This is a genomic window from Streptomyces sp. NBC_01803, assembly GCF_035917415.1.
GTDB lineage: Bacteria > Actinomycetota > Actinomycetes > Streptomycetales > Streptomycetaceae > Streptomyces.
Genome location: NZ_CP109073.1, coordinates 5,072,381 through 5,096,110 on the forward strand (window position 1 = coordinate 5,072,381; position 23,730 = coordinate 5,096,110).

The 23,730-nt window shown below is 75.0% G+C and carries 19 protein-coding genes and 1 riboswitch; of the genes, 2 read left to right on the top strand and 17 right to left on the bottom strand.

The window, feature by feature from the left end; all coding sequences use genetic code 11:
• Positions 1–116: 116 nt before the first annotated feature.
• The 17 genes from cobC to OIE51_RS23150 all read right to left on the bottom strand — a co-directional run bounded on the left by cobC (position 117) and on the right by OIE51_RS23150 (position 21,364).
• Entirely contained in the window at positions 117–1,244 is a 1,128-nt protein-coding gene (gene cobC / locus OIE51_RS23070; protein WP_326599696.1) for an Rv2231c family pyridoxal phosphate-dependent protein CobC, read from the bottom strand.
• A complete protein-coding gene (locus OIE51_RS23075; RefSeq protein WP_326599697.1) occupies positions 1,228–2,166 on the bottom strand; it encodes a sirohydrochlorin chelatase in 939 nt (312 codons plus the stop codon). The genes cobC and OIE51_RS23075 overlap by 17 nt, the downstream gene beginning before the upstream one ends.
• Positions 2,163–2,783, bottom strand: coding sequence for a precorrin-8X methylmutase (locus OIE51_RS23080; protein WP_326599698.1), 621 nt, complete (start codon positions 2,781–2,783; stop codon positions 2,163–2,165). The genes OIE51_RS23075 and OIE51_RS23080 overlap by 4 nt, the downstream gene beginning before the upstream one ends.
• Positions 2,780–3,049 carry an indolepyruvate ferredoxin oxidoreductase subunit alpha gene (locus OIE51_RS23085; protein ID WP_326599699.1) on the bottom strand — a complete coding sequence of 90 codons (270 nt, stop codon included), beginning with the start codon at positions 3,047–3,049 and terminating at the stop codon, positions 2,780–2,782. The genes OIE51_RS23080 and OIE51_RS23085 overlap by 4 nt, the downstream gene beginning before the upstream one ends.
• Entirely contained in the window at positions 3,037–4,725 is a 1,689-nt protein-coding gene (gene cobJ / locus OIE51_RS23090) for a precorrin-3B C(17)-methyltransferase (RefSeq protein ID WP_326599700.1), read from the bottom strand. The genes OIE51_RS23085 and cobJ overlap by 13 nt, the downstream gene beginning before the upstream one ends.
• Positions 4,722–6,290, bottom strand: coding sequence for a precorrin-6y C5,15-methyltransferase (decarboxylating) subunit CbiE (cbiE, locus tag OIE51_RS23095; protein ID WP_326599701.1), 1,569 nt, complete (start codon positions 6,288–6,290; stop codon positions 4,722–4,724). The genes cobJ and cbiE overlap by 4 nt, the downstream gene beginning before the upstream one ends.
• On the bottom strand, positions 6,287–7,459 hold the full coding sequence (locus tag OIE51_RS23100; protein WP_326599702.1) for a cobalt-precorrin-5B (C(1))-methyltransferase: 1,173 nt from the start codon (positions 7,457–7,459) through the stop codon (positions 6,287–6,289). Before OIE51_RS23100 ends, cbiE begins: the two co-directional genes overlap by 4 nt.
• Entirely contained in the window at positions 7,452–8,267 is an 816-nt protein-coding gene (cobM, locus tag OIE51_RS23105) for a precorrin-4 C(11)-methyltransferase (protein WP_326599703.1), read from the bottom strand. Before cobM ends, OIE51_RS23100 begins: the two co-directional genes overlap by 8 nt.
• 287 nt (positions 8,268–8,554) lie before the next feature.
• Positions 8,555–9,295: a precorrin-2 C(20)-methyltransferase gene (cobI, locus tag OIE51_RS23110; protein WP_326599704.1), complete on the bottom strand. Its 741-nt coding sequence runs from the start codon at positions 9,293–9,295 to the stop codon at positions 8,555–8,557.
• The gene (locus OIE51_RS23115; RefSeq protein WP_326599705.1) at positions 9,292–10,680 is read right to left on the bottom strand and encodes a cobyrinate a,c-diamide synthase; all 1,389 of its coding nucleotides are present in this window, start codon (positions 10,678–10,680) and stop codon (positions 9,292–9,294) included. The genes cobI and OIE51_RS23115 overlap by 4 nt, the downstream gene beginning before the upstream one ends.
• Before the next feature lie 4 nt (positions 10,681–10,684).
• Positions 10,685–11,281 (bottom strand): cob(I)yrinic acid a,c-diamide adenosyltransferase, encoded by a 597-nt coding sequence (cobO, locus tag OIE51_RS23120; RefSeq protein WP_326599707.1) that lies wholly within the window; start codon positions 11,279–11,281, stop codon positions 10,685–10,687.
• Entirely contained in the window at positions 11,281–13,278 is a 1,998-nt protein-coding gene (locus tag OIE51_RS23125; protein WP_326599708.1) for a putative cobaltochelatase, read from the bottom strand. The genes cobO and OIE51_RS23125 overlap by 1 nt, the downstream gene beginning before the upstream one ends.
• Positions 13,275–16,892, bottom strand: coding sequence for a cobaltochelatase subunit CobN (cobN, locus tag OIE51_RS23130; protein ID WP_326599710.1), 3,618 nt, complete (start codon positions 16,890–16,892; stop codon positions 13,275–13,277). The genes OIE51_RS23125 and cobN overlap by 4 nt, the downstream gene beginning before the upstream one ends.
• Positions 16,889–18,415 (bottom strand): cobyric acid synthase, encoded by a 1,527-nt coding sequence (locus tag OIE51_RS23135; RefSeq protein WP_326600757.1) that lies wholly within the window; start codon positions 18,413–18,415, stop codon positions 16,889–16,891. Before OIE51_RS23135 ends, cobN begins: the two co-directional genes overlap by 4 nt.
• Before the next feature lie 212 nt (positions 18,416–18,627).
• Complete coding sequence (locus tag OIE51_RS23140; RefSeq protein ID WP_326599711.1) at positions 18,628–19,563, bottom strand: cobalamin biosynthesis protein; 936 nt, start codon at positions 19,561–19,563, stop codon at positions 18,628–18,630.
• A 133-nt stretch (positions 19,564–19,696) separates the two neighbouring features.
• Positions 19,697–19,823, bottom strand: a riboswitch (cobalamin riboswitch).
• An 84-nt stretch (positions 19,824–19,907) separates the two neighbouring features.
• Positions 19,908–20,099, bottom strand: a complete 192-nt coding sequence (locus OIE51_RS23145) for a hypothetical protein (RefSeq protein ID WP_326599712.1) — start codon at positions 20,097–20,099, stop codon at positions 19,908–19,910.
• Positions 20,096–21,364 carry an inorganic phosphate transporter gene (locus OIE51_RS23150; protein WP_326599713.1) on the bottom strand — a complete coding sequence of 423 codons (1,269 nt, stop codon included), beginning with the start codon at positions 21,362–21,364 and terminating at the stop codon, positions 20,096–20,098. The genes OIE51_RS23145 and OIE51_RS23150 overlap by 4 nt, the downstream gene beginning before the upstream one ends.
• A 70-nt stretch (positions 21,365–21,434) precedes the next feature.
• On the opposite strand from OIE51_RS23150, the gene OIE51_RS23155 reads away from it, so the two are divergent.
• Together OIE51_RS23155 and OIE51_RS23160 are read left to right on the top strand one after the other, a co-directional pair.
• Complete coding sequence (locus tag OIE51_RS23155; RefSeq protein ID WP_326599714.1) at positions 21,435–22,115, top strand: class II aldolase/adducin family protein; 681 nt, start codon at positions 21,435–21,437, stop codon at positions 22,113–22,115.
• 304 nt (positions 22,116–22,419) lie between these two features.
• Entirely contained in the window at positions 22,420–23,565 is a 1,146-nt protein-coding gene (locus OIE51_RS23160) for an alpha/beta hydrolase (RefSeq protein ID WP_326599715.1), read from the top strand.
• Positions 23,566–23,730: the final 165 nt, after the last annotated feature.

A 23,730-nucleotide genomic window follows, 5' to 3' on the forward strand; every position in this document is an offset into this window, starting at 1 on the left:
CTGACGGACAGCTGACGGCCGCACCGCGGTAACGCACGCTGAGGGGGGACCCGGCACCATCGGGTCCCCCCTGACTGCTTTCCCGTCCGTTCTCCGTCGGTTCCCGTGGGGTCCCGTCAGCGGGTGCCCGCCCGGGCCAGCGCCGCGATGAGGGCGTCGGTCGTCGCCCGGTCGCGGACCGCCAGGCGCAGCCAGCCGGGGCTCAGCCCCGGGAACGTGTCACCGCGCCGCACGGCGTAGCCCAACTCGCGCAGCCGCAGCCGCAACGCCGCCCCGTCGGGGTGGTGCGCCAGGACGAACGGCCCGGCGGAGTACGCGGTGGCCATACGTACGGAGGCGAACGCGCCGAGCCGGGCCAGGAGATGGGCACGGTCCGCGGCCGTCTCGCGGGCGGCTTCCGCCGCTTCGGCCAGCGCCCGCTCCGACGAACACGCCTCCGCCGCCGCCAGCGCGGGCGCCGACACCGGCCACAGCGGCTGGCCGTGGGCCAGTGCCTCGATCAACTCCGGGGCGGCCAGCACGTATCCGATCCGCAGGCCCGCCAGCCCCCACGTCTTGGTCAGGCTGCGCAGCACGACCAGGCCCGGCAGCGACCCGACGGCCGGTACCAGCGACTCCCGTTCGCCCGGCACCGCGTCCATGAACGCCTCGTCCACCACCAGCACCCGCCCCGGCCGGGCCAGTTCGGCGATGTCCGGGGCGGGGTGCAGCACGGAGGTGGGGTTGGTCGGGTTGCCCACCACGACGAGCCCGGCGTCCTCCGGCACGGCGTCCGGAGCCAGCCGGAAGCCGTCCGCCGCGCGCAGGATCACCCGCCCGACCTCGTGCCCGGCCGCCCGCAGCGCCGCCTCCGGCTCGGTGAACTGCGGGTGCACCACGACCCGTCGGCCGTTGACCGGCAGCGCCCTGGCGAGCAGGACGAACGCCTCGGCGGCGCCGGCCGTCAGCAGCACGCACTCCTGTGGCAGGCCGTGCCGCCGGGCCACCGCGCGGCGGGCCGCCCGGCCGTCCGGGTACGCGGCGAGGTCGTCGAGCGAGGCGGCGATCCGGTCCCGCAGCCAGGGCGGGGGAGTCCCGGCGCGCACGTTGACCGCGAGGTCCACCAGCTTCGCCCCACCGGTGTCGCGCAGTTCGGCGTCTCCGTGGTGCCCGAGGTCGGTGGGTCCGGCCGGTTCGGCCGGTTCGGTGGGATCGGTGGGTTCGGCCGGTCCGGTGGGATCGGTGGGTTCAGTGGGCGTGGGCATGACCGTGCTCGTGGTGGTGTCCGTGACCGTGCCCATGGCCGTGGTGGCCGTCGTCGTCGGGGTGGTGGTGCGGCTGCTGGGGCATGCCGACCTTGTCGGCGAAGCCCGGCAGCGCGACGCGGTAGACGCAGGCGTCGCAGTTCATCCGGATGTCGCCCTCGATGGCCTCCCGGTATCTGGCGACCACCAGACCCGCCAACTCCTCCGTGGGGCCTATGACATCGGCACACCGGACGTCCGTCTCCGGCCGGTCCGCCGCCCACGCCCGTGCCTGCTCCCGCACCCGCTCCGGCAGCACGCCGGTGAAGAGGAAGTACGGCAGCACCACGACGCGGCGGGCGCCCAGCGCCCGGCAGCGTTCCAGCCCGGCGGCGACGTCGGGAGCGGCCAGCGAGACGAACGCGGTCTCCACGCCCGCGTAGCCGCGCCCCTCCCACAGCAGCCGGGCCGCCTTGAACACCTCCGCGTTGGCGTCCGGATCGGTCGAGCCGCGCCCGACCAGCAGCACGGTGGTCCCCGCCCGGCCGCCGTCCCCGCCCAGAGCCTCGTCCACCCGCCGCTCCAGCACGTCCAGCAGGGACGGGTGCGGGCCCAGCGGGCGGCCGTAGGCGAACGACACGCCCGGCTGCCGCAGCTTCTCGCGGGTCAGCGCGGCCGGGATGTCGCCCTTGGCGTGCCCGGCCGCCACCAGCATCAGCGGGACGGCCGCGAAACGCCGCACGCCCCGCTCCACCAGTCCGGCCACGGCCTCGGTGAGCGGCGGCGGCGACAGCTCGATGAACCCGCCCGCGACCGGCACCCGCGGGAGGTGCCGCACGGCGAGGTCCTGGACGAACGAGCGGAACGCCTGCGCCCCTTCGTCGTCCCGGGTGCCGTGGCCCACGACGAGCAGGGCGGGCGCGGACGGATCTGACGGATTCACTGGGACTCCTCGTGACGAGCGGGTGCGGGTGCGGGTGAGAGCGCGGGCGCGGGGGAGTAGAGCAGGGCGTTGAGGGCGGCGGCGGCCACGGCCGAGCCGCCCTTCTCGGAGACGTTGCTGACCGCCGGCAGACCGCTGTCGCGCAGCGCCTGCTTGCTCTCGGCCGCCCCGACGAAGCCGACCGGCAGCCCGATCACCAGGGCCGGCGCGGCGTCGAGAGCGATCAGCTCGAAGAGCGCGGTGGGCGCGCAGCCGATCACCCACACCGCGCCGGGGCCGACCTCGGCGAGTGCGAGCCGCACGGCGTGTGCCGAACGGGTGAGCCCCGGCGTGGCCTTGGCCTGCGCGAGCCGGCAGACGGTGGCCCGCCGGGTGATCCCGGCCGCGACCATCTCCACATCCGTGACGACCGGCGCGGCCCCCTCGTGCAGCGCGTGGTGTGCCGCGCGCAGGGCGGCCTCGTCGGTGACGAGGTCGGTCAGGTAGTCGGGGTCCGCGCTGGCGTGGATCACCCGCTCCACCACCGCGCGGGTCAGCGGCGGCAGCCCGGAGGTGTCCACGCGCGAGCGCAGGATGCGGTACGACTCCTCCTCGATGGGATGAACGACACGGGTCACGGTGCCTCCTGCTCGGCCTGCTCGGCCTGCTCGGTCTTCTCGGCTTTCCCGGCCTGCTCGGCTTTCCCGCCCTGCTCGGCGACGATGTCGATGGCGTCCACGGGGCATATCTCGACGCACTCGACGCACCCCGTGCACAGGTCGGCCCGGATCAGCAGCGTGCCGCCGTACGGGCGGATGGCGTGGGCCGGGCAGGTGAGCAGGCACGCGCCGCAGCCCGCGCAGCGGTCGGTGACCCGCACGGGCGCGGTGTTCACGCCTGCCACCGGTAGCCCCTCGGGGTCACCATGCGCCCGGCGACCGTCCGCGTCGCGGAGTTGCCGACGAGCACCACCGTCATCATGTCCACCGTCCCCGGGTCGAGTTCGGCGAGCGTGGTCAGTGCCCAGGACTCGTCGGGGCGCGAGGCGTTGCGGACCACCCCGACCGGTGTGTCCGGCGCCCGGTGCGCGGCCAGCAGCTCCAGCGCCTTGGGGAGCTGCCAATCGCGGCCCCGACTACGCGGGTTGTAGAACGTCACGACCAAGTCCGCCGATGCCGCCGCCCGCACCCGGCGTTCGATCACCTCCCATGGCGTGTGCAGGTCCGAGAGGCTGATCGAGACGTGGTCGTGCCCCAGCGGCGCGCCCAGCACCGCCGCCGCGGCCAGTGCGGCCGTCACGCCCGGCACCCCGACCACGTCGATGTCGTCCGACGCCCCGGCCAGCGCGGGCGATGCCATCGCGTACACGCCCGCGTCCCCGCTGCCGACCAGCGCGACCGCGTGCCCGGCCCGCGCCTCGGCGACCGCGGTGCGGGCCCGTTCCTCCTCGGCGCCGAGGCCGGATGCGAGCACCCGCGCGCCGGGGCGCACCAGGTCGCGGACGCGGTCCAGGTACTGGTCGAGGCCGACCACCACGCCCGCCCGTCGCAGCTCGTCGGCCGCGCGCGGCGTCAACAGGTCCCGGGCGCCCGGCCCGAGGCCGACCACGGCCAGCCGTCCGCGCGGACGCCGCCGGGCGACGGCGCAGGTGGCCATCGCCGACTTCCGCTTCTCGACGATCAGTCGGCCACCCGGCCCGGCGGCGAGCAGCGCGGCGGCCTCCGCGACCGACGCCGTGCCGACGGCGGCGAGCGGCGCGGCGGACGGGTTCGGCACGGACACCGCGGCCAACTCCTCGGCCGGGAACACGCGCAGGCCGACGCCGAGCCGTTCCGCCGCCTCGTTCAGCCCGGCCTCGTCGGCCTTGGCCGTCACGGTCGTCAACGCGGCCACGCTGCGCACCGACAGACCCGCCGCCGTCAGCGTCTCCTCGACCAGCGCCAGGACTTCGTCCGCCGCCACGCCCCGGCTCGCGCCCACGCCCACCACGAGGGAGGGCGGACGCAGCACGGCGGTGGTCCCATCCTCCTGGGGAACGAGCCGGTCGGTGATCGCGAGAGTCCACGAACCGCCGCTGTTCGGGCGGACGTTGGGCGGCAGCGCGGGCAACGGCCAGACGGCGTCGGCCGCCAGCGTCACCGGCTCGCCGTCGAGCATCGCCCGCGAGACGGCCGCGACGGCGCCCTCGACCGGCCGGCCCAGGGTGTCCAGCCCCGGCGCCCCGGCCGCGTCCGTCGCCGTGGTGACGACCGGCAGACAGTCGGGCAGGGCCTCCGCGACCGCGCGGGCCAGCTCGTTGGCGCCGCCCGCGTGGCCGCCCAGCAGGGCGACCGCGTGGCGGCCCGCCTCGTCCACGCAGACCACGCCCGGGTCGGCCGACTTGTCGGCGAGCAGCGGCGCGATGAGCCGCACGGTGGCACCGGTGGCGAGGAAGCAGACGAGCTGCTCGCACTCGCCGAACGCGCGCCGCACCGCGTCCCCGACCGGCCCCTCGTAGACGCGGGTGCGGTCCGGCCACACCGTTGCCAGCCGGTCGCGGGCGGCGGCACCGGCCGCGGTGGCGGAGATCAGGCCGATCACGAGTGTGCTCCTTCTTCTTGCGTGCCGGGGCGCGAACCCCACAGAACGAAAACGGGGTTGACTGAGGCCAGCCGCGTCACGTCACCCGGCAGCGGAGCCAGCCGGGCGGATTGGAGCAGCACCCCGTCCGGGACCAGGCCCCCGGCCGCCAGCGCCTCGCGCGCCGACGCCACGCGGTCCAGGGCGGCCAGCGTGACCACGATCACGCGGCGTGCGCGGCGTGCGCAGGCGGCCACGATCGCGGGCAGCTCCGCGCCCCCGCCGCCGACGAACACGGCGTCGGGGTCGGGAAGTTCCTCCAGCGCGGCGGGCGCCTCGCCGTGTACGGCCTGGATGTCGACGCCGTGCGCGGCGGCGTTGGCCAGGCAACGCGCGGCGCCGTCCCCGGTCCGCTCCACGGCGATCGCCGCCGCGCCGAGCCGGGCGCATTCCACGGCGACCGAACCGGAGCCTGCGCCGACGTCCCACACCAGGTCCCCGAGCCGGGGCCCGAGCCGGGCCAGCGCGAGCGCCCGCACCTCGTACTTGGTGACCATGGAGTCCCGGTGCTCGAACGCGGCCTCGGGCAGCGCCCATCCGGCCGGTCCGGGCGGCGGCCCGCCGATGGTCCGCTGCGCGGGCGCGAGCATCCGAGCCTCGTCCAGGCACAGCACGACGTGCCCGCCGTCCGGCCAGTCCCGCGCGGCGGCCCCGGCGGGAGTCACCCGCACGACGCGCTCGCCGCCGTGGGGATCGCCCAGGGCGGTGGCCACGACGAGCGCGCGCGGCACCCCGGCCGCGTCCAACGCGGCCCCCAGCTCGGCCGGCCCGGCCCCCGGCCCGGTCAGCACGGCCACCTTGGGCCGCGCCCGGCAGACGTTGACGGCGATCCTGGGGTCCCGCCCGTGCGCGCTGACGACGACGGCGTCATCCCACGGCAACCCGACCCGCGCGAACGCGACGGCCACGGCGGGCACGGAAGGCCGCACATCGAGCACCCCCACCCCGAACCGCTCGGCGAGCGCCCGCACGATGCCGAAGAACCCCGGATCCCCGGACGCCAACACGACAACCCGCCGACGGGCGGCGGCGGTGCCCGGCGCCGTGTCCGAAGTGCTTGTGCCGCCAGGCCGGTGGGCGGTGGCATGCGTCGGCGTCATCCCGCCGTTGGCGGTGCGGTTGGTCGCGGGGGTCGGTGTGGTGTCCGGTCCTGTGTCGGTGTGGCCGTCGGCTGTTGAGACTTGACCGTTGTTCGGTCGGTGGGTGGGGGGTATGGCGTCTGTGCCGTGCGGCCCCTTGGGGGCATGTGCCGACGCTGTCGCGCTGTCCGGCTGGCCGTCGGTGGCCGGGGGCTCCGTTCCGCGCGGTCCGCTGGTGGCATCTGCCCGGGGCGCCGCAGAAGTTCGGCGCAGACCCAGGTGGGTTTCGATCGCCGCCAAGGCCGGGGCCAGTGGGCCGAGTTCGATGCGTTCCGCGTTCGGTGGCAGCTCGGCCGCCGCCAGGTGGCGGCGGGCGCCGACCACCAGGGTCGCGTCGTGGACGACCGCGCCGGGGCCGACCGTTCCCACGCCGAGGACCGTGATCACCGTGCCTCCCGCAGCAGTCCGCCCGGTGGGGCGGCGGCCACCAGCGTTTCGCCGGTGAAGTCCACCATCGCGGCCTCCGTCGCCACCCGACCGTCCGTGAAGCGTTCCAGCACGCGCGCCACCCGCCCGCACAGTTCCTCGCCCGCCGTCGCCAACAAACCAGCCGACTCCCAGAGTTCGTAAGCGTGCCGGGCCGTGTTCGCCGCCGCCACCGCGTCGGTCAGCGACGCCGGGCCGCCCACCGCCTCGGTGACCTCGGCCAGCACGCCGGTGTCCACCTTCGACCGCGTGTAGTGCGTCATCAGCACACCGGACGCCAGCTTCGTCAGCTTCCCGACCATCCCGACGAACACCACCCGGGGCAGCCCGCCCTCCACCGCCCGCCGCAGCGCCGCGCCCGTGAAGTCGCCGACCTCCACGAACGCCACGTCCGGCAGCCACGGCAGCGACCGCATCGCGCCCCGCTCGGTCCGGCCGCCCGTGCACAACACCATGGCGGGCACGCCCTGCGCCGCCGCGACCGCCACCGCCTGTTCCACGCTCGCCCGCCACGACGCCGTGGAGAACGGCCGCACGATGCCCGTCGTCCCGAGGATCGAGATCCCGCCGATGATGCCGAGCCGCGCGTTCGTCGTCTTCCGCGCCCGCATCTCGCCGTCCGGGACGCTGATCGTCACATCGACGCCGCGCGCCCCGACGTTGATCACCTCCCGCACCGCCTGGTCGATCATCCGGCGGGGCACCGCGTTGATCGCCGGGCCGCCCACCTCAAGGCCCAGTCCCGGCCGGGTCACCACGCCGACGCCGACCCCGCCGTGCAGCGCCAGCCCTGGCCCTTCCCGCCAACTCACCGTCGCCGTCAGCGAGGACCCGTGCGTCACGTCCGGGTCGTCGCCCGCGTCCTTCACGACGACCGCCTCGGCGCGCCCCGGCCGCAGCAGTTCGGCGCGCTCCACGGCGAACGTCACCCGCTGCCCCGACGGCAGCGCCACCTCCACCCACCGCTGCGGCTCGCCCGTCGCGAGGTGCAGCGCGGCGGCCCGCGCCGCCGCCGACGCGCAGGTGCCCGTCGTCCAGCCGGTGCGCAGCGCGCGCTGCCGGGTCTTCGCCGTCCTCGGCAGATCCGGTTCGCGCAGCTCGGGGCCCTCGGGCGGGGTGGGCTCACTCATCGGGCGTCGCCCTCGCCGCCCGCAGTGCGCCCCGGGCCACGCGCTCGGCCCGGCGGTACCCGTGGAAGTGGCCCGGGTGGTAAAGGTGCGAACGGGTGCCGGAGGCGGCCAGCGCCGGACCGACCAGGAACAGCGTGTGCTTCCACAGCCGGTGCTCCTTGACCGTCTCCTCCAGCGTCTCCACCGTGCAGTCCAGCAGCAGTTCGTCGGGCCACGTCGCCCGGTACGCGACGATCACCGGGGTGTCCGGCGCGTATCCGCCCGCCAGCAGCTCCCGCGCCAACTGCCCGGAGCGCGCCGCCGACAGGAACAGCGCCATCGTCGTGCCGTGCCGCGCGAACTCCCGGACCTCCTCCCCGGCCGGCATCGGGGTCTTCCCGCCGCCGAGCCGCGTCAGGATCACCGACTGCGCCACCTCGGGGATGGTCAACTCCCGCCGCGCCAGAGCCGCGACGGCCGAGAACGCCGACACGCCCGGCACGACCTCCACCTCGACGCCCAGCGCCTCGCAGCGGTCGATCTGCTCCTGGGTGCCGCCCCACAGGGCCGGATCCCCGGAGTGCACGCGGGCGATCCGCGCGACCTCGCCACGCGCGGCCCGCTCGTAGACGGCGATCACGTCCTCCAGCGACATGGCCGCCGAGTCCATGATCTCCGCGCCGGGGCGGGCATGTTCGATCACCTCGGGATGGACCAGGCTCGCCGCCCAGATCACGACATCCGCCTCCGCGATGGCGCGGGCACCCCGGAACGTCAACAGATCCGCCGCCCCCGGCCCGGCCCCCACGAACGTCACCCTGCCGTTCACGGCTCCCTCCGCAACACTCACGGCATCCTCTTGGTGAGCTTCTCCGCTCGCGTGGCTGGGTGTGGGCATCGTTGTGGGGTGCGGTTGGGTGGCCGTGCGGTTGTCGCTCACGGCATCCTCTTGGTGAGCTTCTCCGCTCGCGTGGCTGGGTGTGGGCATCGTTGTGGGGTGCGGTTGGGTGGCCGCGCGGTCGTCGCTCACGGTGTCCTCTTGGTGAGCTTCTCCGCTCGCGTGGCTGGGTGTGGGCATCGTTGTGGGGTGCGGTTGGGTGGCCGCGCGGTCGTCGCTCACAGTTTCTCTCCCCGTCCGCTCCGGCGCGCCGGAGCGATCAGCGTGGACAGGTAGGGAAGTTCGCCGCTCTCCGGCAGCTCCCCGGCCGGGCGGATCGACTCCTCCGGCAGGCCCAGCGACGAGCCCCACACGGCGCCCTCGGCCCGGCCCGTCTCGCGCAGCGCGGCGACCACCTCGCCCGCCAGCCGGCCGAACTTGTACGCCACGACCGTGCCGGGCCCGCGCAGCGCCTCCCGCAGCACCTCGGCCCCGGCCGTGACCGGGACCAGCGTCAACGGCTCGGTGCCCTCGGTCAGTACGGCACCGCCGCGCGCCGCCAGGTCCTGCATGGCAGTGATGCCCGGCACCGTCTCCACCCGCAGCCCCGGCACCGACTCGCCCACCGTCTGGGCGAGATACGTGAACGTCGAGTACACGTTCGGATCACCGATCGTCGCGAACGCCACCGACCCGTGCCCGCGCAGCAGTTCGGCCACACGCTCGCCCGCCGCGTCCCACGCGGCCTCCCGCCGCGCCCGGTCGCTGCGCTCGTTCAGTGCGAAGACGACCCGCACCACCCGCTCGGGCGGGACGTAGTGCAGCACCGTCGCCTCGGCCCGCCCCCGTTCGCCCGTGTCCAGCACGGGAACGACGACGACGGCCGCGCCGCGCAGCGCGTTCACGCCCTTCACGGTGACCAGTTCGGGGTCGCCCGGTCCTACGCCGACTCCCGTCAGGAGGCGCTGTGCGGTGCTCATCCGATACTTCCTGTCTTGACGTCGCGAGCGGCGGCGGCGTGCGCCACCAGCCGCCCGGCCGCCGATGGCACGGCGGCCCAGTGCACATGCAGGTACGAGGCGTGCACGCCGTCCCGCACGAAACCCTCGACGCGGCGCTCCGGCCGCGTCACGCCCCACGCGGGCCGCTCGCCCGCGCCCGGTTCGAGCACGGTCCGGTGGAATTCATGTCCCCGCACCCGCGTTCCGGCCGCCGCCAGCGCGCTGTCGTGGACGGCCACCGCCGCCCGGTACCCAAGCGTCAGGCGCTCCGACATCCGGGCCGTGGCGTCCAGCACCCCGCACATCGGCATCCCGTCCAACGACCGTGCCAGGTACAGCAGTCCGGCACACTCGGCCGCCACCGGCGCCCCGTCCGCCGCCAGTCCGGCCACGGCCGCGCGCAACGGCTCGTTCGCGGACAGCTCCGCCGCGTACACCTCGGGGAACCCGCCGCCGATGACCAGCCCCGCCGTGCCCGCCGGCAGCGTCTCGTCACGCAGCGGGTCGAACACGGCGACCTCGGCGCCCGCCGCGCGCAGCGCCTCGGTGTGCTCGGCGTAGGAGAACGTGAACGCCGCCCCGCCCGCCACGGCGATCACCGGCCGCCGCGCGCGCTTCTGTCCGGGCCCGGGCGGCGTCCACGCGGCACCCGCCGGCAGGGGCAACGGCGGCGCGTCGCGCGCCAGGGCCAGCACCGCGTCCAGGTCCACGCCCTCGCGGACCTGCCCGGCCAGCGCCCCGACGGCGGTCACCGCATCCGCCTCCCGCTCGGCCACCGGTACAAGTCCCAGGTGACGGGAGGGAGTCCGGACCTGCTGGGCGCGGCGCAGCGCGCCCAGCACCGGCACCCCGGACTGGTCCAGCGCCTCGCGCAGCAGCTCCTCGTGCCGCTCGGACCCGACCTTGTTGAGGATCACGCCCGCCAGCCGCACCTCCGGGTCCCAGGACGCGAAGCCGTGCACCAGCGCGGCCACCGAACGGGACTGCGACGAGGCGTCCACCACCAGCACGACCGGCGCCCGCAAGAGCTTTGCCACCTGCGCCGTCGATCCCAGCTCGCCCTCGCCGGCCGCGCCGTCGAACAGGCCCATCACGCCCTCGATCACGGCGAGTTCGGCCCCGGCCGCGCCGTTCGCGAACAGCGGCGCGATCAGCTCGGGGCCGCACAGGAAGGCGTCCAGGTTCCGGCCGGGGCGGCCGGTGGCCAGGGCGTGGTAGCCCGGATCGATGTAGTCGGGGCCGACCTTGTGGCCGGACACCGCCATCCCGCGCGCGGCGAACGCGGCCATCAGGCCGGTGGCGACGGTGGTCTTGCCGCTGCCCGAGGCGGGCGCGGCGATCACCAGCCGGGGGACGGTCATCATGAGCTCACCATTCGATGCCTCGCTGACCCTTCTGCCCGGCGTCCATCGGGTGCTTGACCTTGCCCATCTCGGTGACCAGATCCGCCGCGTCGAGCAGCGCGGCGGGGGCGTTGCGCCCGGTGATCACCACGTGCTGCGTGCCCGGCCGGCCCCGTAGCACGGAGACCACCTCGTCGGTGTCCACCCAGCCCCAGTGCATCGGATACGCGAACTCGTCCAGCACGTACAGCCGGTACGTCTCCGCCGCCAGGTCCCGCTTCACCTGCTCCCAGCCCTCGCGGGCGGCGTCCTCGCTGGAGGCGATGTCGCGCTGTACCCACGACCAGCCCTCGCCCATCTTGTGCCACGCCACGCTGCCGCCCTCGCCGCTCGCGCCGAGCACGCGCAGCGCCCGCTCTTCCCCGACGCGCCACTTGGCCGACTTGACGAACTGGAACACGCCGATCGGCCAGCCTTGATTCCAGGCGCGCAGCGCGAGCCCGAACGCGGCCGTCGACTTGCCCTTGCCGGTGCCGGTGTGCACGACGACCAGCGGACGGTTGCGGCGCTGCCGCGTGGTGAGTCCGTCGTCCGGCACGACGGACGGCTGTCCCTGGGGCATCAGGCGGCCCTCCTCACGTTGTTGACCAGCGCGGCCACCGTGTCCGCGCGCAACTCGTCGAGCGTGACGGCCGGTCCGCCGAGTTCGCGGGCGAGCGCGCCGGCGAGGCCGAGCCGCACCGGGCCGGACTCGCAGTCGACCACTACCGACGCGGTGCCCTCGGCCGCCAGCAGGCGCGCCGCGCGGCGGGCCCGTTCCACCGGCTCGGGCCCGCCCGTGGCCCGGCCGTCCGTGACGGCGACGAGCAGCGGGCGGCGCGCCGGATCGCGCAGCCGCTCCACGCGCAGCACCTCGCGCGCCCGCAGCAGCCCTTCGGCCAGCGGCGTACGGCCGCCGGTCGGCAGCAGTTCCAGGCGCGCGGCGGCGGCGTCCACCGAGGACGTGGGCGGCAGCACCAGGTCGGCCGCCGAGCGGCGGAACGTCACCAGCCCCACCTTGTCGCGTCGCTGGTAGGCGTCGAGCAGCAGTGACAGCACGGCGCCCTTGACGGCGCTCATCCGCTGCCGCGCGGCCATCGAGCCGGAGGCGTCCACGACGAACAGCACGAGATTCGACTCACGGCCCTCGCGTACGGCCTCCCGCAGATCGTCGCGCCGGATCACCAACCCCGGCCCGGACCGCCCGCGCGCCCGCTGGTGCGGCGCGGCGGCGCGCAGCGTCGCGGCCACGTGCAGCTTGCCGAGGGCGTCCTGGGGACGCCGGTCGCCGGTGGTGCGGCCCTGCGCGGTCCGCGCCCGGGAGCGTCGCCCGGCCGCGCCCTCGCCGACCCCGGGCACGGTCAACGCCCGCGCGGTGAACGGCTTCCCGGCGGGCGCGGGCGTCCGCTCCCCGCCGCCGCCCGTGCCGTCGGTGTCGGCGTCGGAGTGCTCCTGGCCCGGCGACGGTCCGTCCGCGTCCTGACCGCCGTCCCTGTCCCCGTCCCCGCCGCCGTCGCCGTCGTCGTCCGGGGGAGTGGGCTCGGGATCGTCGTCCCCGCCGCCGCCCTCGCCCCGCTCCCGCTCCAGCGTCTCGTCGAGCTTCTGCTGGTCCAGCCCCGGCGCGTCGAACGGCGAACGGCGCCTGCGGTGCGGGAGCGCGAGCAGCGCGGCCTGCCGGACGTCCTCGGCCAGCACGTCGGTCCGTCCCGCCCAAGCGGCGAGCGCGGTCGCCGTGCGGGCCATCACGATGTCCGCGCGCATGCCGTCCACCTCGAACGCCGCGCAGGTGGCCGCGATCTGCCGCAGCGCCGCGTCGCCCAGCCGCACGCTCGGCAGCAACGCCCGTGCGGCGGCGATTCGTTGCCGCAGCGCCTCCTCCTCGTCCGCCCACCGGGCGGCGAACCCGGCCGGATCGTCGTCGTGGGCGAGCCGCCGGCGCACGACCTCCACCCGCTCGTCGGTCTCGCGCGACGCGGCGACCTCGACGGTCAGCCCGAACCGGTCGAGCAACTGCGGGCGCAGCTCGCCCTCTTCCGGGTTCATGGTGCCGACCAGCAGGAAGCGGGAGGCGTACCGGACCGAGACGCCCTCGCGTTCGACGTAGGCGGTGCCCATCGCGGCGGCGTCGAGCAGCGAGTCCACGAGGAAGTCGCTGAGCAGGTTCACCTCGTCCACGTAGAGCACCCCCCGGTGCGCGTGCGCCAGCAGCCCCGGCTCGAACGCCTTCACCCCCTCCGCCAGGGCCCGTTCGATGTCGAGCGCGCCGACGAGCCGGTCCTCGCTCGCCCCGACCGGCAGCTCGACCAGCCGGGCCGGCCGCGTGGTGCCGTCCCCGACGGGGTGCGGGCCGTCCGGGCACGCGGGATCGGGCGCGGCCGGATCGCAGGAGAACCGGCACCACGACACCACCTCCACCTCCGGCAGCAGGGCCGAAAGCGCCCGTACCGCAGTGCTCTTGGCGGTCCCCTTCTCACCCCGGACGAGCACCCCGCCGACGGCGGGGGAGACCGCGTTGAGCAGCAGGGCGAGTCGCAGGTCGTCCATCCCGACGATCGCGGTGAACGGATAGGGGCTGGTCATGAGTCACCCTCCAGGTCGCCTTCGAGATCGAGGTAGGTCTGCCGGAGCCGGTCCAGCGTCTCCTGGTCCGGCTCGGCCCACAGGCCCCGGTCCGCGGCCTCCAGCAGGCGTTCCGTGACGCCGCGCAGCGCCCACGGGTTGGACTTCCGCATGAACGCCTGGTTCTCGGGGTCGAAGACGTACTCCGCCGCCAACTTCTCGTACATCCAGTCGTCCACGACGCCCGCCGTCGCGTCGTAGCCGAACAAGTAGTCGACGGTCGCGGCCATTTCGAAGGCGCCCTTGTAGCCGTGCCGCCGCATCGCCGCCATCCAGCGGGGGTTGACCACGCGAGCCCGGAACACCCGGTGGGTCTCCTCGCTCAGCGTCCGCGTCTTGACCTGGTCCGGCACCGCGCTGTCGCCGATGTACGCCTCAGGGGACTCCCCGGTCAGATGGCGGACCATGGCGACCATCCCGCCGTGGTACTGGAAGTAGTCGTCGGCGTCCGCGATGTCGTGCTCGCGCGTGTCGACGTTCTTCGCCGCCACCTGGATCCGCCGGAACGCCGTCTCCATGTCGCCGCGCGCCGGGCGGCCGTCCAGGCCCCGGCCGTAGGCGTAGCCGCCCCAGACCGCGTACACCTCGGCCAGGTCCGCGTCGTCCCGCCAGTTCCGCGCGTCGATCAGCGGCAGCAGGCCCGCGCCGTACGCGCCCGGCTTGGAGCCGAAGATCCGCGACGTGGCCCGCCGCCGGTCGCCGTGCCGGGCGGTGTCCTCATCCGCGTGCGCCCGCACGAAGTTCTGGTCCGCGGGCTCGTCCAGCTCCGCGACGGCCCGCACCGCGTCGTCGATCAGCGCCACCACGTGCGGGAAGGCGTCCCGGAAGAACCCCGAGATCCGGACCGTGACATCGATCCTGGGCCGCCCCAACTCCGCCGGCCGCACCACCTCGAAGCCCGTCACCCGCCGCGAGGCGTCGTCCCACACCGGCCGGCAGCCCAGCAGCGCCAGGATCTCCGCGATGTCGTCGCCCTGCGTGCGCATGCACGAGGTGCCCCACACCGTCAGTCCCACGGACGCCGGATACGTGCCGTGGTCGGCCAGGTGCCGCGCCAGCAGCGAGTCGGCCAGCGCGCTGCCGACGTCCCACGACAGCCGCGACGGGATCGCCTTCGGATCGACCGAGTAGAAGTTCCGGCCGGTCGGCAGCACGTTGACCAGGCCACGAGTGGGCGAGCCGGACGGCCCGGCCGGCACGTAGCCGCCCTCCAGCGCGTGCAGCACATGGGTGATCTCGTCGGTGGTCCGGGCCAGGCGCGGAATCACCTCGTCGGCGGCGAACTCCAGCACCCGCGCGGCCTCCGGCACCTCGGCGCCGACCACTTCGGCCACCGCCGGTTCGGCCGCCTCCCGGGCCCAGCCGCGCGCCTCCATCGTCTCCACGAGCCGCCGTGCGAGCCCCTCCAGCAGGTCGACGGCGTCGGAGGCCGTGCGGCCATCGCCGAGCGCCGCCGGGACCGCCAGCCGTGCGCCCGGCTCGGCCAGCAACTCAGCCTCGACCAGCTCGTAATGCGCGGCCAGCGCCGCCCGCAGCCCGGGGAGCGCCCCGGCCACGCCACCCCATATCTGGGCCGAACGCAGCACCGCCAGCGCCAGGTTGACCCGCGCCTCGCCCTCCGGGCCCATGCCCAGGATGTGCAGGCCGTCGCGGATCTGGACATCCTTGATCTCGCAGAGCCAGCCGTCGAGATGGAGCACGAACTCGTCGAAGTCGTCCTCGTCCGGCTGGTCTTCGACATGCAGGTCCCGGTGCAGCTCCGCCGCCCGTACCAGCGTCCAGATCTGGCCGCGCACGGCGGGCACCTTGGCCGGGTCGAGATCGCTCACCAGGGCGTACTCGTCGAGCAGTTGCTCCAGCTTCGCCAGGTCGCCGTAGGAGTCGGCGCGCGCCATCGGCGGCACCAGGTGGTCCACCACCGTGGCGTGACCGCGCCGCTTGGCCTGCGTGCCCTCGCCGGGGTCGTTGACGATGAACGGGTACACCAGCGGCAGTTCACCGAGCACGGCGTCGGGCGCGCAGCCCCGCGAGAGGCCGAGCCCCTTGCCCGGCAGCCACTCCATGGTGCCGTGCTTGCCCAGGTGCACCACCGCGTCGGCGCCGAAGGTGTGGTCGAGCCAGCGGTAGGCGGCCAGGTAGTGGTGGGAGGGCGGCAGATCGGGGTCGTGGTAGATCGCGATCGGGTTCTCGCCGAAGCCGCGCGGCGGCTGGATCATCAGCACGACATCGCCGAACCGCAGGGACGCCAGCACGATGTCGTCGCCGTCCACGTACAGCGAACCCGGTGGCTCGCCCCAGTGCTCCCGCATCGCCTCCCGCAGCCCGGGGTCGAGCCGTTCGAACCACGTGACGTAGTCGGCGAGCGGCACCCGGGCCGGGGCGGCGGCCAGTTGCTCCTCGGTGAGCCACTCGACGTCGTGGCCGCCGGCCGCGATGAGCCGGTGGATCAGCTCGTCACCGTGGTCCGGGTGGTCCCCGACCGCGTAACCGGCCTCCGCCAGCGCGGCCAGCAGCCGGATGGCTGAGGCGGGGGTGTCCAGACCGACGGCGTTGCCGACACGGGCGTGTTTCGTCGGGTAGGCGGTGAAGACGAGGCCGAGGCGCTTCCCGGCGTTCGGCTTGTGCCGCAGCGCCGCGTACCGGACGGCGATCCCGGCCACCCGCCCGGCCCGTTCGGGGTCCGCGACGTACACGGGCACGCCGTCGGGTCCTTCCTCCTTGAAGGAGAACGGCACGGTGATCAGCCGTCCGTCGAACTCCGGGATGGCGACCTGCATCGCCGCGTCCATCGGGGACAGCGCCGCGTCCGACTCGTCCCAGGCGGCGCGCGAGCCGGTCAGGCACAGGCCCTGGAGCACGGGCACGTCGAGCTCGGCCAGCGCGCCGATGTCCCATGTCTCGTCGTCGCCACCGCTCTTGCCGCCCGCCGCCAGCACGGCCGCGATCAGCGCGTCCGCGCGGCCGAGCAGCTCGTACAGCGCGGGGTCGGCGCCGCGCAGCGAACCGCAGTACACGGGCAGGGCGTTGGCACCGCGCTCCTCCAGCGCGTCGCACAGAGTGTCCACGAACGCGGTGTTGCCCGCCAGTTCGTGCGCCCGGTAGAAGAGGACGCCCACGGTCGGCCGGTCCGGCTTGTGCGCGCGGGCCCCATGCGTGCCGAACGCGGGCATCGGCCGGGGCGGCGCGAAGCCGTGGCCGGTGAGCAGCAGGGTGTCGGACAGGAAACGCGCCAGCTCCGCGAGGTTGTCCGAGCCGCCCGCGACCAGGTAGGCCAACGCCTCGGCGACCACCCCGGCGGGCGCGGTGGAGGCGGCCATCAGCTCGGCGTCCGGCGTCGACTCACCACCGAGCAGCACGGCCGGGAGCCCGGAGCGCGTGACGGCGGCCACCCCGTCCTCCCAGGCGCGCAGGCCGCCCAGCAGCCGCACCACGACGAGATCGGCGCCCGCGAGCAGCGCGGGTAGCTCCGAAGCGGTGTCCACCCGGGCCGGGTTGGCGATCCGGTAGGAGGCGCCCGAGGCGCGGGCGGCCAGCAGGTCGGTGTCGGCGGTGGACAGCAGCAGCACGGTCGTCATGGCGCTCCCGGCGGGATGAAGGGGAGGCCGTCGGGGACGCCCTCCTCGATGAGCCGCATCAGGGCGGCGGTGTCGGCGTGTTCCTCGATGAGATCGCCCAGCCGGTCGAGTTGCTCCTCGCGCAGCGCGCCGAAGCCCGTGTCCGGGGCCGGGACGAAGGCCCGGCCGGTGTCCGCCGCGATCCGGGTCAGGAACGCCCGGCGGAATCCGTCGCTTTCGAGCGAGCCGTGCCAGTGGGTGCCCCACACGGCCCCGACGCGGCAGCCGTCGAGGAACGGCTCGCCGCCCCGGACATCCGCGACGCCGTGGTGGATCTCGTAGCCCTCGACGGGGTGGCCGAGCGCGTGACCGGTGGGCCTGGCCAGGGTCTTGCCGGTGGCGAACCGCACGTGGACGGGCAGCAGGCCGAGTCCGTCGACGCGGCCCTCCCGGGACTCGACGTCGTCCTCGATGGATTCGCCGAGGAGTTGGAAGCCGCCGCAGATGCCCAGCACCGGCCGCCGCTCGGCGGCGCGCCGCGACAGGGCGTCGGCCAGGCCGCGTTCACGCAGCCAGGCCAGCGCCCGCACGGTGCCCCGGGTGCCGGGGATCACCACCAGGTCGGCGTCGGCCAGCTCCTCGGGCCGGTCGGTGAAGCGGACGGCGACCCCTGGTTCGGCGGCCAGTGCGTCCACGTCCGTGAAGTTGGACATCAGCGGGATGGCGACGACGGTGACCCGCAGCACGTCCCGGCCGTGCGGCGGGGCGGCGCTCGCCTCGCGGACGGTGCCGCGCAGGGACATCCGCAGGCCGTCCTCCTCGTCGATGCCCAGGCCGTGCCGGTGCGGGAGGACCCCGAGCACAGGCCGCCCGGTCAGCCCGCGCAGCATGTCCAGGCCCGGGGTCAACAGGCTCTGATCGCCACGGAACTTGTTGACGACATAGCCCGCGACCAGCGCTTGGTCCGCGGCGGCCAGCAGGGCGGTGGTGCCGAAGAAGGAGGCGAAGACGCCGCCCCGGTCGATGTCCCCGACGATGACGACGGGCAGCCCGGCGGCGCGGGCCAGGCCCATGTTGACGATGTCGCCGCGCCGCAGGTTGATCTCGGCGGGACTGCCCGCGCCCTCGCAGATCACGGCGTCGTACTCGGCGCGCAGCCGGTCCAGGCAGTCGGTGACGGTCGGCAGCAGCCGGGTCTGGCGCTCGGTGTGGTAGCCGCGTGCCGTGACCTCCCCGACGGGCCGCCCCAGCAGGACGACCTGACTCCCGCGATCGCTGCCGGGCTTGAGCAGCACGGGATTCATCAGCGCGCTCGGCTCGACCCGGGCGGCGGCGGCCTGCATGGCCTGCGCCCGTCCGATCTCGGCGCCGTCGCGGGTGACGAAGGAGTTGAGCGACATGTTCTGCGCCTTGAACGGCGCCACCCGCACTCCCTTCCGCGCGAGCCACCGGCAGATCCCGGCGGTGACGACACTCTTCCCCGCGTCGGACGTGGTCCCGGCGACGAGCAACGCCCCCCCGCGCCGTACCGGACCGCGCCGCACTGGACCGTGCCGCGGGGACGGCAGGGCGGGAGGGAGCGGGGCTTCGCCCGGGCCGGCGTCCGCCGGTCGGTTGACCGCGCCGCGTGGTGCGGGTTCGTGCGGGTCCGGGGCCGCGCCGGCGGCGTCGCCGCCCGGGTCGGGCGTCGGAGTGGGCTTCTCGGTCCCGTCCCGCTGGGGCGCGAGTGAGGGGTGCGGGAGCTCGTACGGGTCGTTCACCTTCGGGCCTCCCGTGCGTAGCTCGCCGCGCAGCAGGCGGCCAGGGTCAGGGTGCCGATGCGGCGTGAGAGGCGGATCGCGCGGTCGATGTCGGCGAAATCCACTGGGCGACCAGCGGCGTTGAGCACCGGACGGTGCTCCACCCGTCCGCCGTAGGAGAGCGTGCCGCCGAGGCGGACGCCCAGCGCGCCCGCGAACGCGGCTTCCACCGGGCCCGCGTTGGGGCTCGGGTGGCGGTGCGCGTCGGCCCGCCACACGCGGGCGGCGGCGCGCGGCCGGGGGCCGGCCACGGTGGCCAGGACGGCGGTGAGCCGGGCGCCCGGCCAGCCCGCCAGGTCGTCCAGCCGGGCCGAGGCCCAGCCGAACCGGCGGTAGCGCGGCGAGAGATGGCCGACCATCGCGTCCAGCGTGTTGACCGCGCGGAACGCGGCGAGCCCCGGCACTCCGGCGATCGCGCCCCAGACGAGCGCGCCGACGACCGCGTCCGAGGTGTTCTCCGCGACCGACTCCACGACGGCCCGCGCCAGCGCCGGTTCGTCCAGCGACAACGGGTCGCGCCCGCAGAGCCGGGGCAGCAACTCCCGTGCCCGCGCGACGTCTCCGGCCGCCAGCGCGTCCCCGAGGCCGCGCGCCTCCCGCGCCAGGCTCGTGCCGCCGAGAACGGCCCAGGCGGCCATGGCCGTTACCGCGCCGCGCCCCGCGTGTCCCCGCGTGAGCCCGGCGAGTGCCGCCGCCCCCGCGGCCGTTCCGCCGACGCACAGCGCGGTGTGCAGCACACCGGCGGCCCGGTGGTCGCGCCACAGACGGCGTTCGAGGGCGGCGGCGGCACGGCCGAAGGCGGCCACCGGATGACCCCGGCGCGGGTCGCCGGTGAGGAGATCGCCGAGGTAGCCGAGGGCCAGGCCGTACGCCGTCGCGTGCGATGCGCGCATGACGTCAGCCGGCCGTTGTGGTACCTCGTGCGGATGCGGCGCGGTGCGGATGTGGCGGGGGCAGGAAGGAGCCAGTCATGGCGGTATGTCCTCACTCAGGGTCCGCGCCCTGGTTCGACGTGACCGGCGGTGAGAGTCTCCTGGCTCCCGGATCGGCGCTTCCCCCGGCCTTCCAGCCCCTGACGGGACCGTGACGTTCGGTGGGGGAGCACTCCCCGGTGACAGTGGCGGGACCGCGCCGGATTCGCACCGGCTTCCTCTCCTGCCGCCGTTTGGCATCGTTGAGTCCACCATGGGCCGGAAGCGGCGTCAACTCCCTGTTGAAGCCGCTCCCGGCCCGTGGACTACGTCGCGACGATCCAGATGCCGTAGCCCACGGCCGCCGCGCACGCCGTGAAACACAGGTAACCGGCCGAGCGCACCGCCGACTTGGCGGACCCGGTGCGGATGCCCACCGAGAACAGGCCGACCACGGCCAGCGTCAGCAGCACCGAGACGACAATCACTTGGCCGAGAACGGCCCAGTCGATGTTCACAGCGACACCTCGGGAGCGGGAGTGGCGGCGGGAGCCGCGGTAGCGGCGGGCGCGGCGATGACGACGCGCACCGGACCGGGCACGGCCCCGACCGCGTCCCGCTCCTGGGCCGTGCCCGGGTCCATCCCCGTGCCCGGGTCCATCTCCCTGCCCGCGTCCACCTCCGTGTCCAGGACGTTGGAGTGGTCGACCGGCCGGCGGCGGGCCAGCGCCCAGCTCGCGACCCCGGCCGTGACGAGCAGCACCGCCACCGCGCCCACACCCCAGTCGCCCCGGTCCGCCAGCAGCGCCCCGGCGGCGCCGATCAGCCCGGCCGCCGGGAGGGTCAGGCCCCACGCCAGGACCATCCGCGAAGCGGTGGACCAGTGGACCACGCCGCCCTTGCGGCCCAGGCCGCAGCCCATCACCGCGCCCGAGCAGACCTGCGTGGTGGACAGCGCGAACCCCATGTGCGAGGAGGCGAGGATCGTGGTGGCCGCGCTGGTCTGGGCGGCGAAGCCCTGCGGCGGCCGGATGTCGGTGAGGCCCTTGCCCATGGTGCGGATGATGCGCCAGCCACCGAGGTAGGTGCCGAGCGCGATGGCGGCCCCGGCGGAGCCGATCACCCACAGCGGCGGGTCCGAGCCGGGGTCCAGCGTGCCGCCGGCGATCAGTGCCAGCGTCATGACGCCCATCGTCTTCTGCGCGTCGTTCGTGCCGTGCGCGAGGGAGACGAGCGCGGCGGAGGCGATCTGTCCCGTCCGGTATCCCTTGGCCGCGGTCTTCTCGTCGGCGCCGCGCGTGACGCGGTAGGTCAGCCGGGTGGCCAGCAGCGCCGCGAGCCCGGCGACCAGCGGGGCGGCCACGGCCGGTACCAGGACCTTGGTGACGACGGCGTCCCCGTTGACCGCGCCCGAGCCGACCGAGGCGAGCGTCGCGCCGATCAGGCCGCCGAAGAGGGCGTGCGACGAACTGGAGGGGAGGCCGGCCAGCCAGGTGAGCAGGTTCCATACGATGGCCCCGGCCAGCCCGGCGAAGATCACTTCGGGCTGGACGCCCGCCTCTTCGTCGATGATGCCGCCGGAGATCGTCCGCGCGACCTCGACCGAGAGGAAGGCGCCGAGGAGGTTCAGCGCCGCCGACATGGCCACGGCGGCCTTGGGCCGCATGGCACCGGTCGAGATCGTGGTGGCCATGGCGTTGGCCGTGTCGTGGAAGCCGTTGGTGAAATCGAACGCCAAAGCCGTGATGAGCACGATCGTGATCAACAGCGTTATGTGTTCCATGTACCCGGACAATCGCTCGGCGGGCGGGGGGACAAACGCCGTTAACGTAAGGTGAATAGGTGAACGAAAGATGAACTGGCGGCATCGGATCGTCCTGCGCCGAAACGTTCCGTCCACGTGGCGCGAGGCGTGGCGCGAGCTGATCGACCGGGCACGCCGGACGGTGACGGACGGCCTCGTCGTCGGCACCTCGGGAAACCTGTCGGTCCGCGTGGACGACACCGTCCTGGTCACCCCCACCGGCGTCCCCTACGAACGCCTCGGCCCGGCCGACCTCCTCGCCGTGGACCTGACCGGCCGCCCCCGCGCCGGCTCCCTCGCCCCGACCAGCGAGCTGCCGATGCATCTGGCGATCTACGGCGCCACGGACGCCACCGCCGTCGTCCACACCCACGCGGTGCACGCGACGGCCGTCTCCACCCTCGTGGACGAGCTGCCCGCCATCCACTACATGACCGCCGCCCTCGGCGGCCCGGTCCGCGTCGCGCCGTACGCCACCTACGGCAGCGAGGAGCTGGCCACCCACATGCTCGCCGCCCTGCGCGACCGCACCGGCTGCCTGCTGCGCAACCACGGCACGATCGTTCACGGCCGCAGCCTGCGCCAGGCGTACGACAACACGGCCCAGCTGGAGTGGATGTGCCGTCTGTGGCTCACCGCCACCGCCGTCCCGGGCCGCACCCCGACCCTGCTGCCGCCGGAAGAGCTGACGAAGGTCGCCACCAAGCTCCGCACCTACGGCCAGCGTTAGCGTCCCGAGCCGGAGATTCCCCGCCGGTCCGGGACGGGGGCGCGTCGGCGCCGCCCGTCGCGCGGCGAACCAACCGGAGAACCTCCGACCCCGAGCACCGGCCGGGTCTCTCGTCCGGATCTTCGCGGGGCCACGACGCTCCCCGGGGCGCGCCGCCGCGCCGCCGCGCCGCGCCCGTACGGCCACGGACGAGCCGTGGCCCGATCCCCGCAGATCGGGCCACGGCAGGCCCCGGCCGCCGCTCGCGGCCCGCTTCTCGCCGCCCGAATGGCGGTACTGGGCCATCGCGCCCATGCTGGAAGGCATGCGTCGGCACACGACGGCGGCCATGGCCGCCACCACCCTGCTGGGAGCCGGAGCGGCCGTCGCCACGGTCGCCGCCGGACGTTGGGCCGTGGGAGCCGCACTGGGGTCCTCGCGGCGACCCCGGCCCGCCGGGTTCGGCGGGGAACGGCTCGCCGTGCACGCCACCGGCCCCGGCCGCGTCACCCTCACCCGGTCCGTCGGGTCCCGGCGCCCGGGCACCTATGGCCTCACCGCCCGTGGTCGCCACGCGGTCGTCGGGCCCGTCCTCGACGACGTGTTCGGCGGCCCCGACACCGTCGTGCGGAAGCTGGAGCGCGTCGTCGGCGGTGATCTCGCCCCCGGCACCACCGTCGAGCTCACCCCCCAGATCCACACCGGCGATCCGCGCACCGCCCTCGGCATCCCGTTCACCGACGTGTCCGTCCCCGGCGAGAGCGGCCCGCTGCCCGCCTGGTTCGTGCCCGGCCCTCGCACCACCTGGGTCATCGCCCTGCACGGTCTCGGCGCCACCCGCGAACACCCCCTGAACCTCCTGCCGTTCCTGCGCGAGCAGCGTTTCCCGGTCCTCATCCCCGTCTACCGGGGCGACCCCGGCGCCCCCCGCTCCCGTGACCGCGTCAACCGCCTCGGCGCCGACGAGTGGCGCGACGCCGAGGCCGCCGTGCGGTACGCCGTCCGCTACGGCGCCGAGCGCGTCGTCCTCTACGGCTGGTCCGCCGGCGGCGCCATGGCCCTGCGCGCCGCCGTCCGGTCGCCGCTCCACGCCCAGGTCGCCGGCCTCGTCCTCGACTCGCCCGTCCTGGAGCCCGCCGCCACCTTCCGCTCCCTGGCCGCCGACCACGGCGTGCCCGCCCGGCTGCTGCCGTTCGCGCTCGGCGCGGCCAACGGCGGCTTCGGCCTCGACACGGACGAACGCCCTCCCGGCCACCCCACCGGCCACGGCGGCGCGCCGCTCCCCGTCATGATCTTCCACGGCCCCGACGACAGCGTCGCGCCCTGGCGCGCATCCCGGGAACTGGCCGCCGAGCACCCCGAGAGCGTCACGCTCCACACCGTCCCGAACGCCGGGCACGCCGCCATGTGGAACGCCGATCCGGCCGCCTACGAGGAGCGCCTGCGCCGCTTCCTCACGCCGCTCATGTGAGCCGCCGAAGCCGAGGTTTGGGCTTTCACTGCCCCAGCGGTGAAACTGCTCAGGTGACGTTCCGAACTCCGCGTGAGCCCCGGTTGCGACTTGTCCCACAAACGCCTCAACAGCGCGCCGCCGCGCACCGGGGTACGCCCCACGGTAGACGTACTCCCGCCCCGC

Bases quoted from the DNA above. Each gene is read 5' to 3' on its own strand.
- cobN (WP_326599710.1), bottom strand. From the start codon at position 16,892: ATGACGACCGTGCTGCTGCTGTCCACCGCCGACACCGACCTGCTGGCC.
- OIE51_RS23100 (WP_326599702.1), bottom strand. From the start codon at position 7,459: ATGAGTGAGCCCACCCCGCCCGAGGGCCCCGAGCTGCGCGAACCGGAT.
- OIE51_RS23140 (WP_326599711.1), bottom strand. From the start codon at position 19,563: ATGCGCGCATCGCACGCGACGGCGTACGGCCTGGCCCTCGGCTACCTC.
- OIE51_RS23150 (WP_326599713.1), bottom strand. From the start codon at position 21,364: ATGGAACACATAACGCTGTTGATCACGATCGTGCTCATCACGGCTTTG.
- OIE51_RS23115 (WP_326599705.1), bottom strand. From the start codon at position 10,680: ATGATGACCGTCCCCCGGCTGGTGATCGCCGCGCCCGCCTCGGGCAGC.
- cobO (WP_326599707.1), bottom strand. From the start codon at position 11,281: ATGCCCCAGGGACAGCCGTCCGTCGTGCCGGACGACGGACTCACCACG.
- OIE51_RS23125 (WP_326599708.1), bottom strand. From the start codon at position 13,278: ATGACCAGCCCCTATCCGTTCACCGCGATCGTCGGGATGGACGACCTG.
- cobI (WP_326599704.1), bottom strand. From the start codon at position 9,295: ATGAGCACCGCACAGCGCCTCCTGACGGGAGTCGGCGTAGGACCGGGC.
- OIE51_RS23155 (WP_326599714.1), top strand. From the start codon at position 21,435: ATGAACTGGCGGCATCGGATCGTCCTGCGCCGAAACGTTCCGTCCACG.
- cobC (WP_326599696.1), bottom strand. From the start codon at position 1,244: ATGCCCACGCCCACTGAACCCACCGATCCCACCGGACCGGCCGAACCC.
- OIE51_RS23160 (WP_326599715.1), top strand. From the start codon at position 22,420: ATGCGTCGGCACACGACGGCGGCCATGGCCGCCACCACCCTGCTGGGA.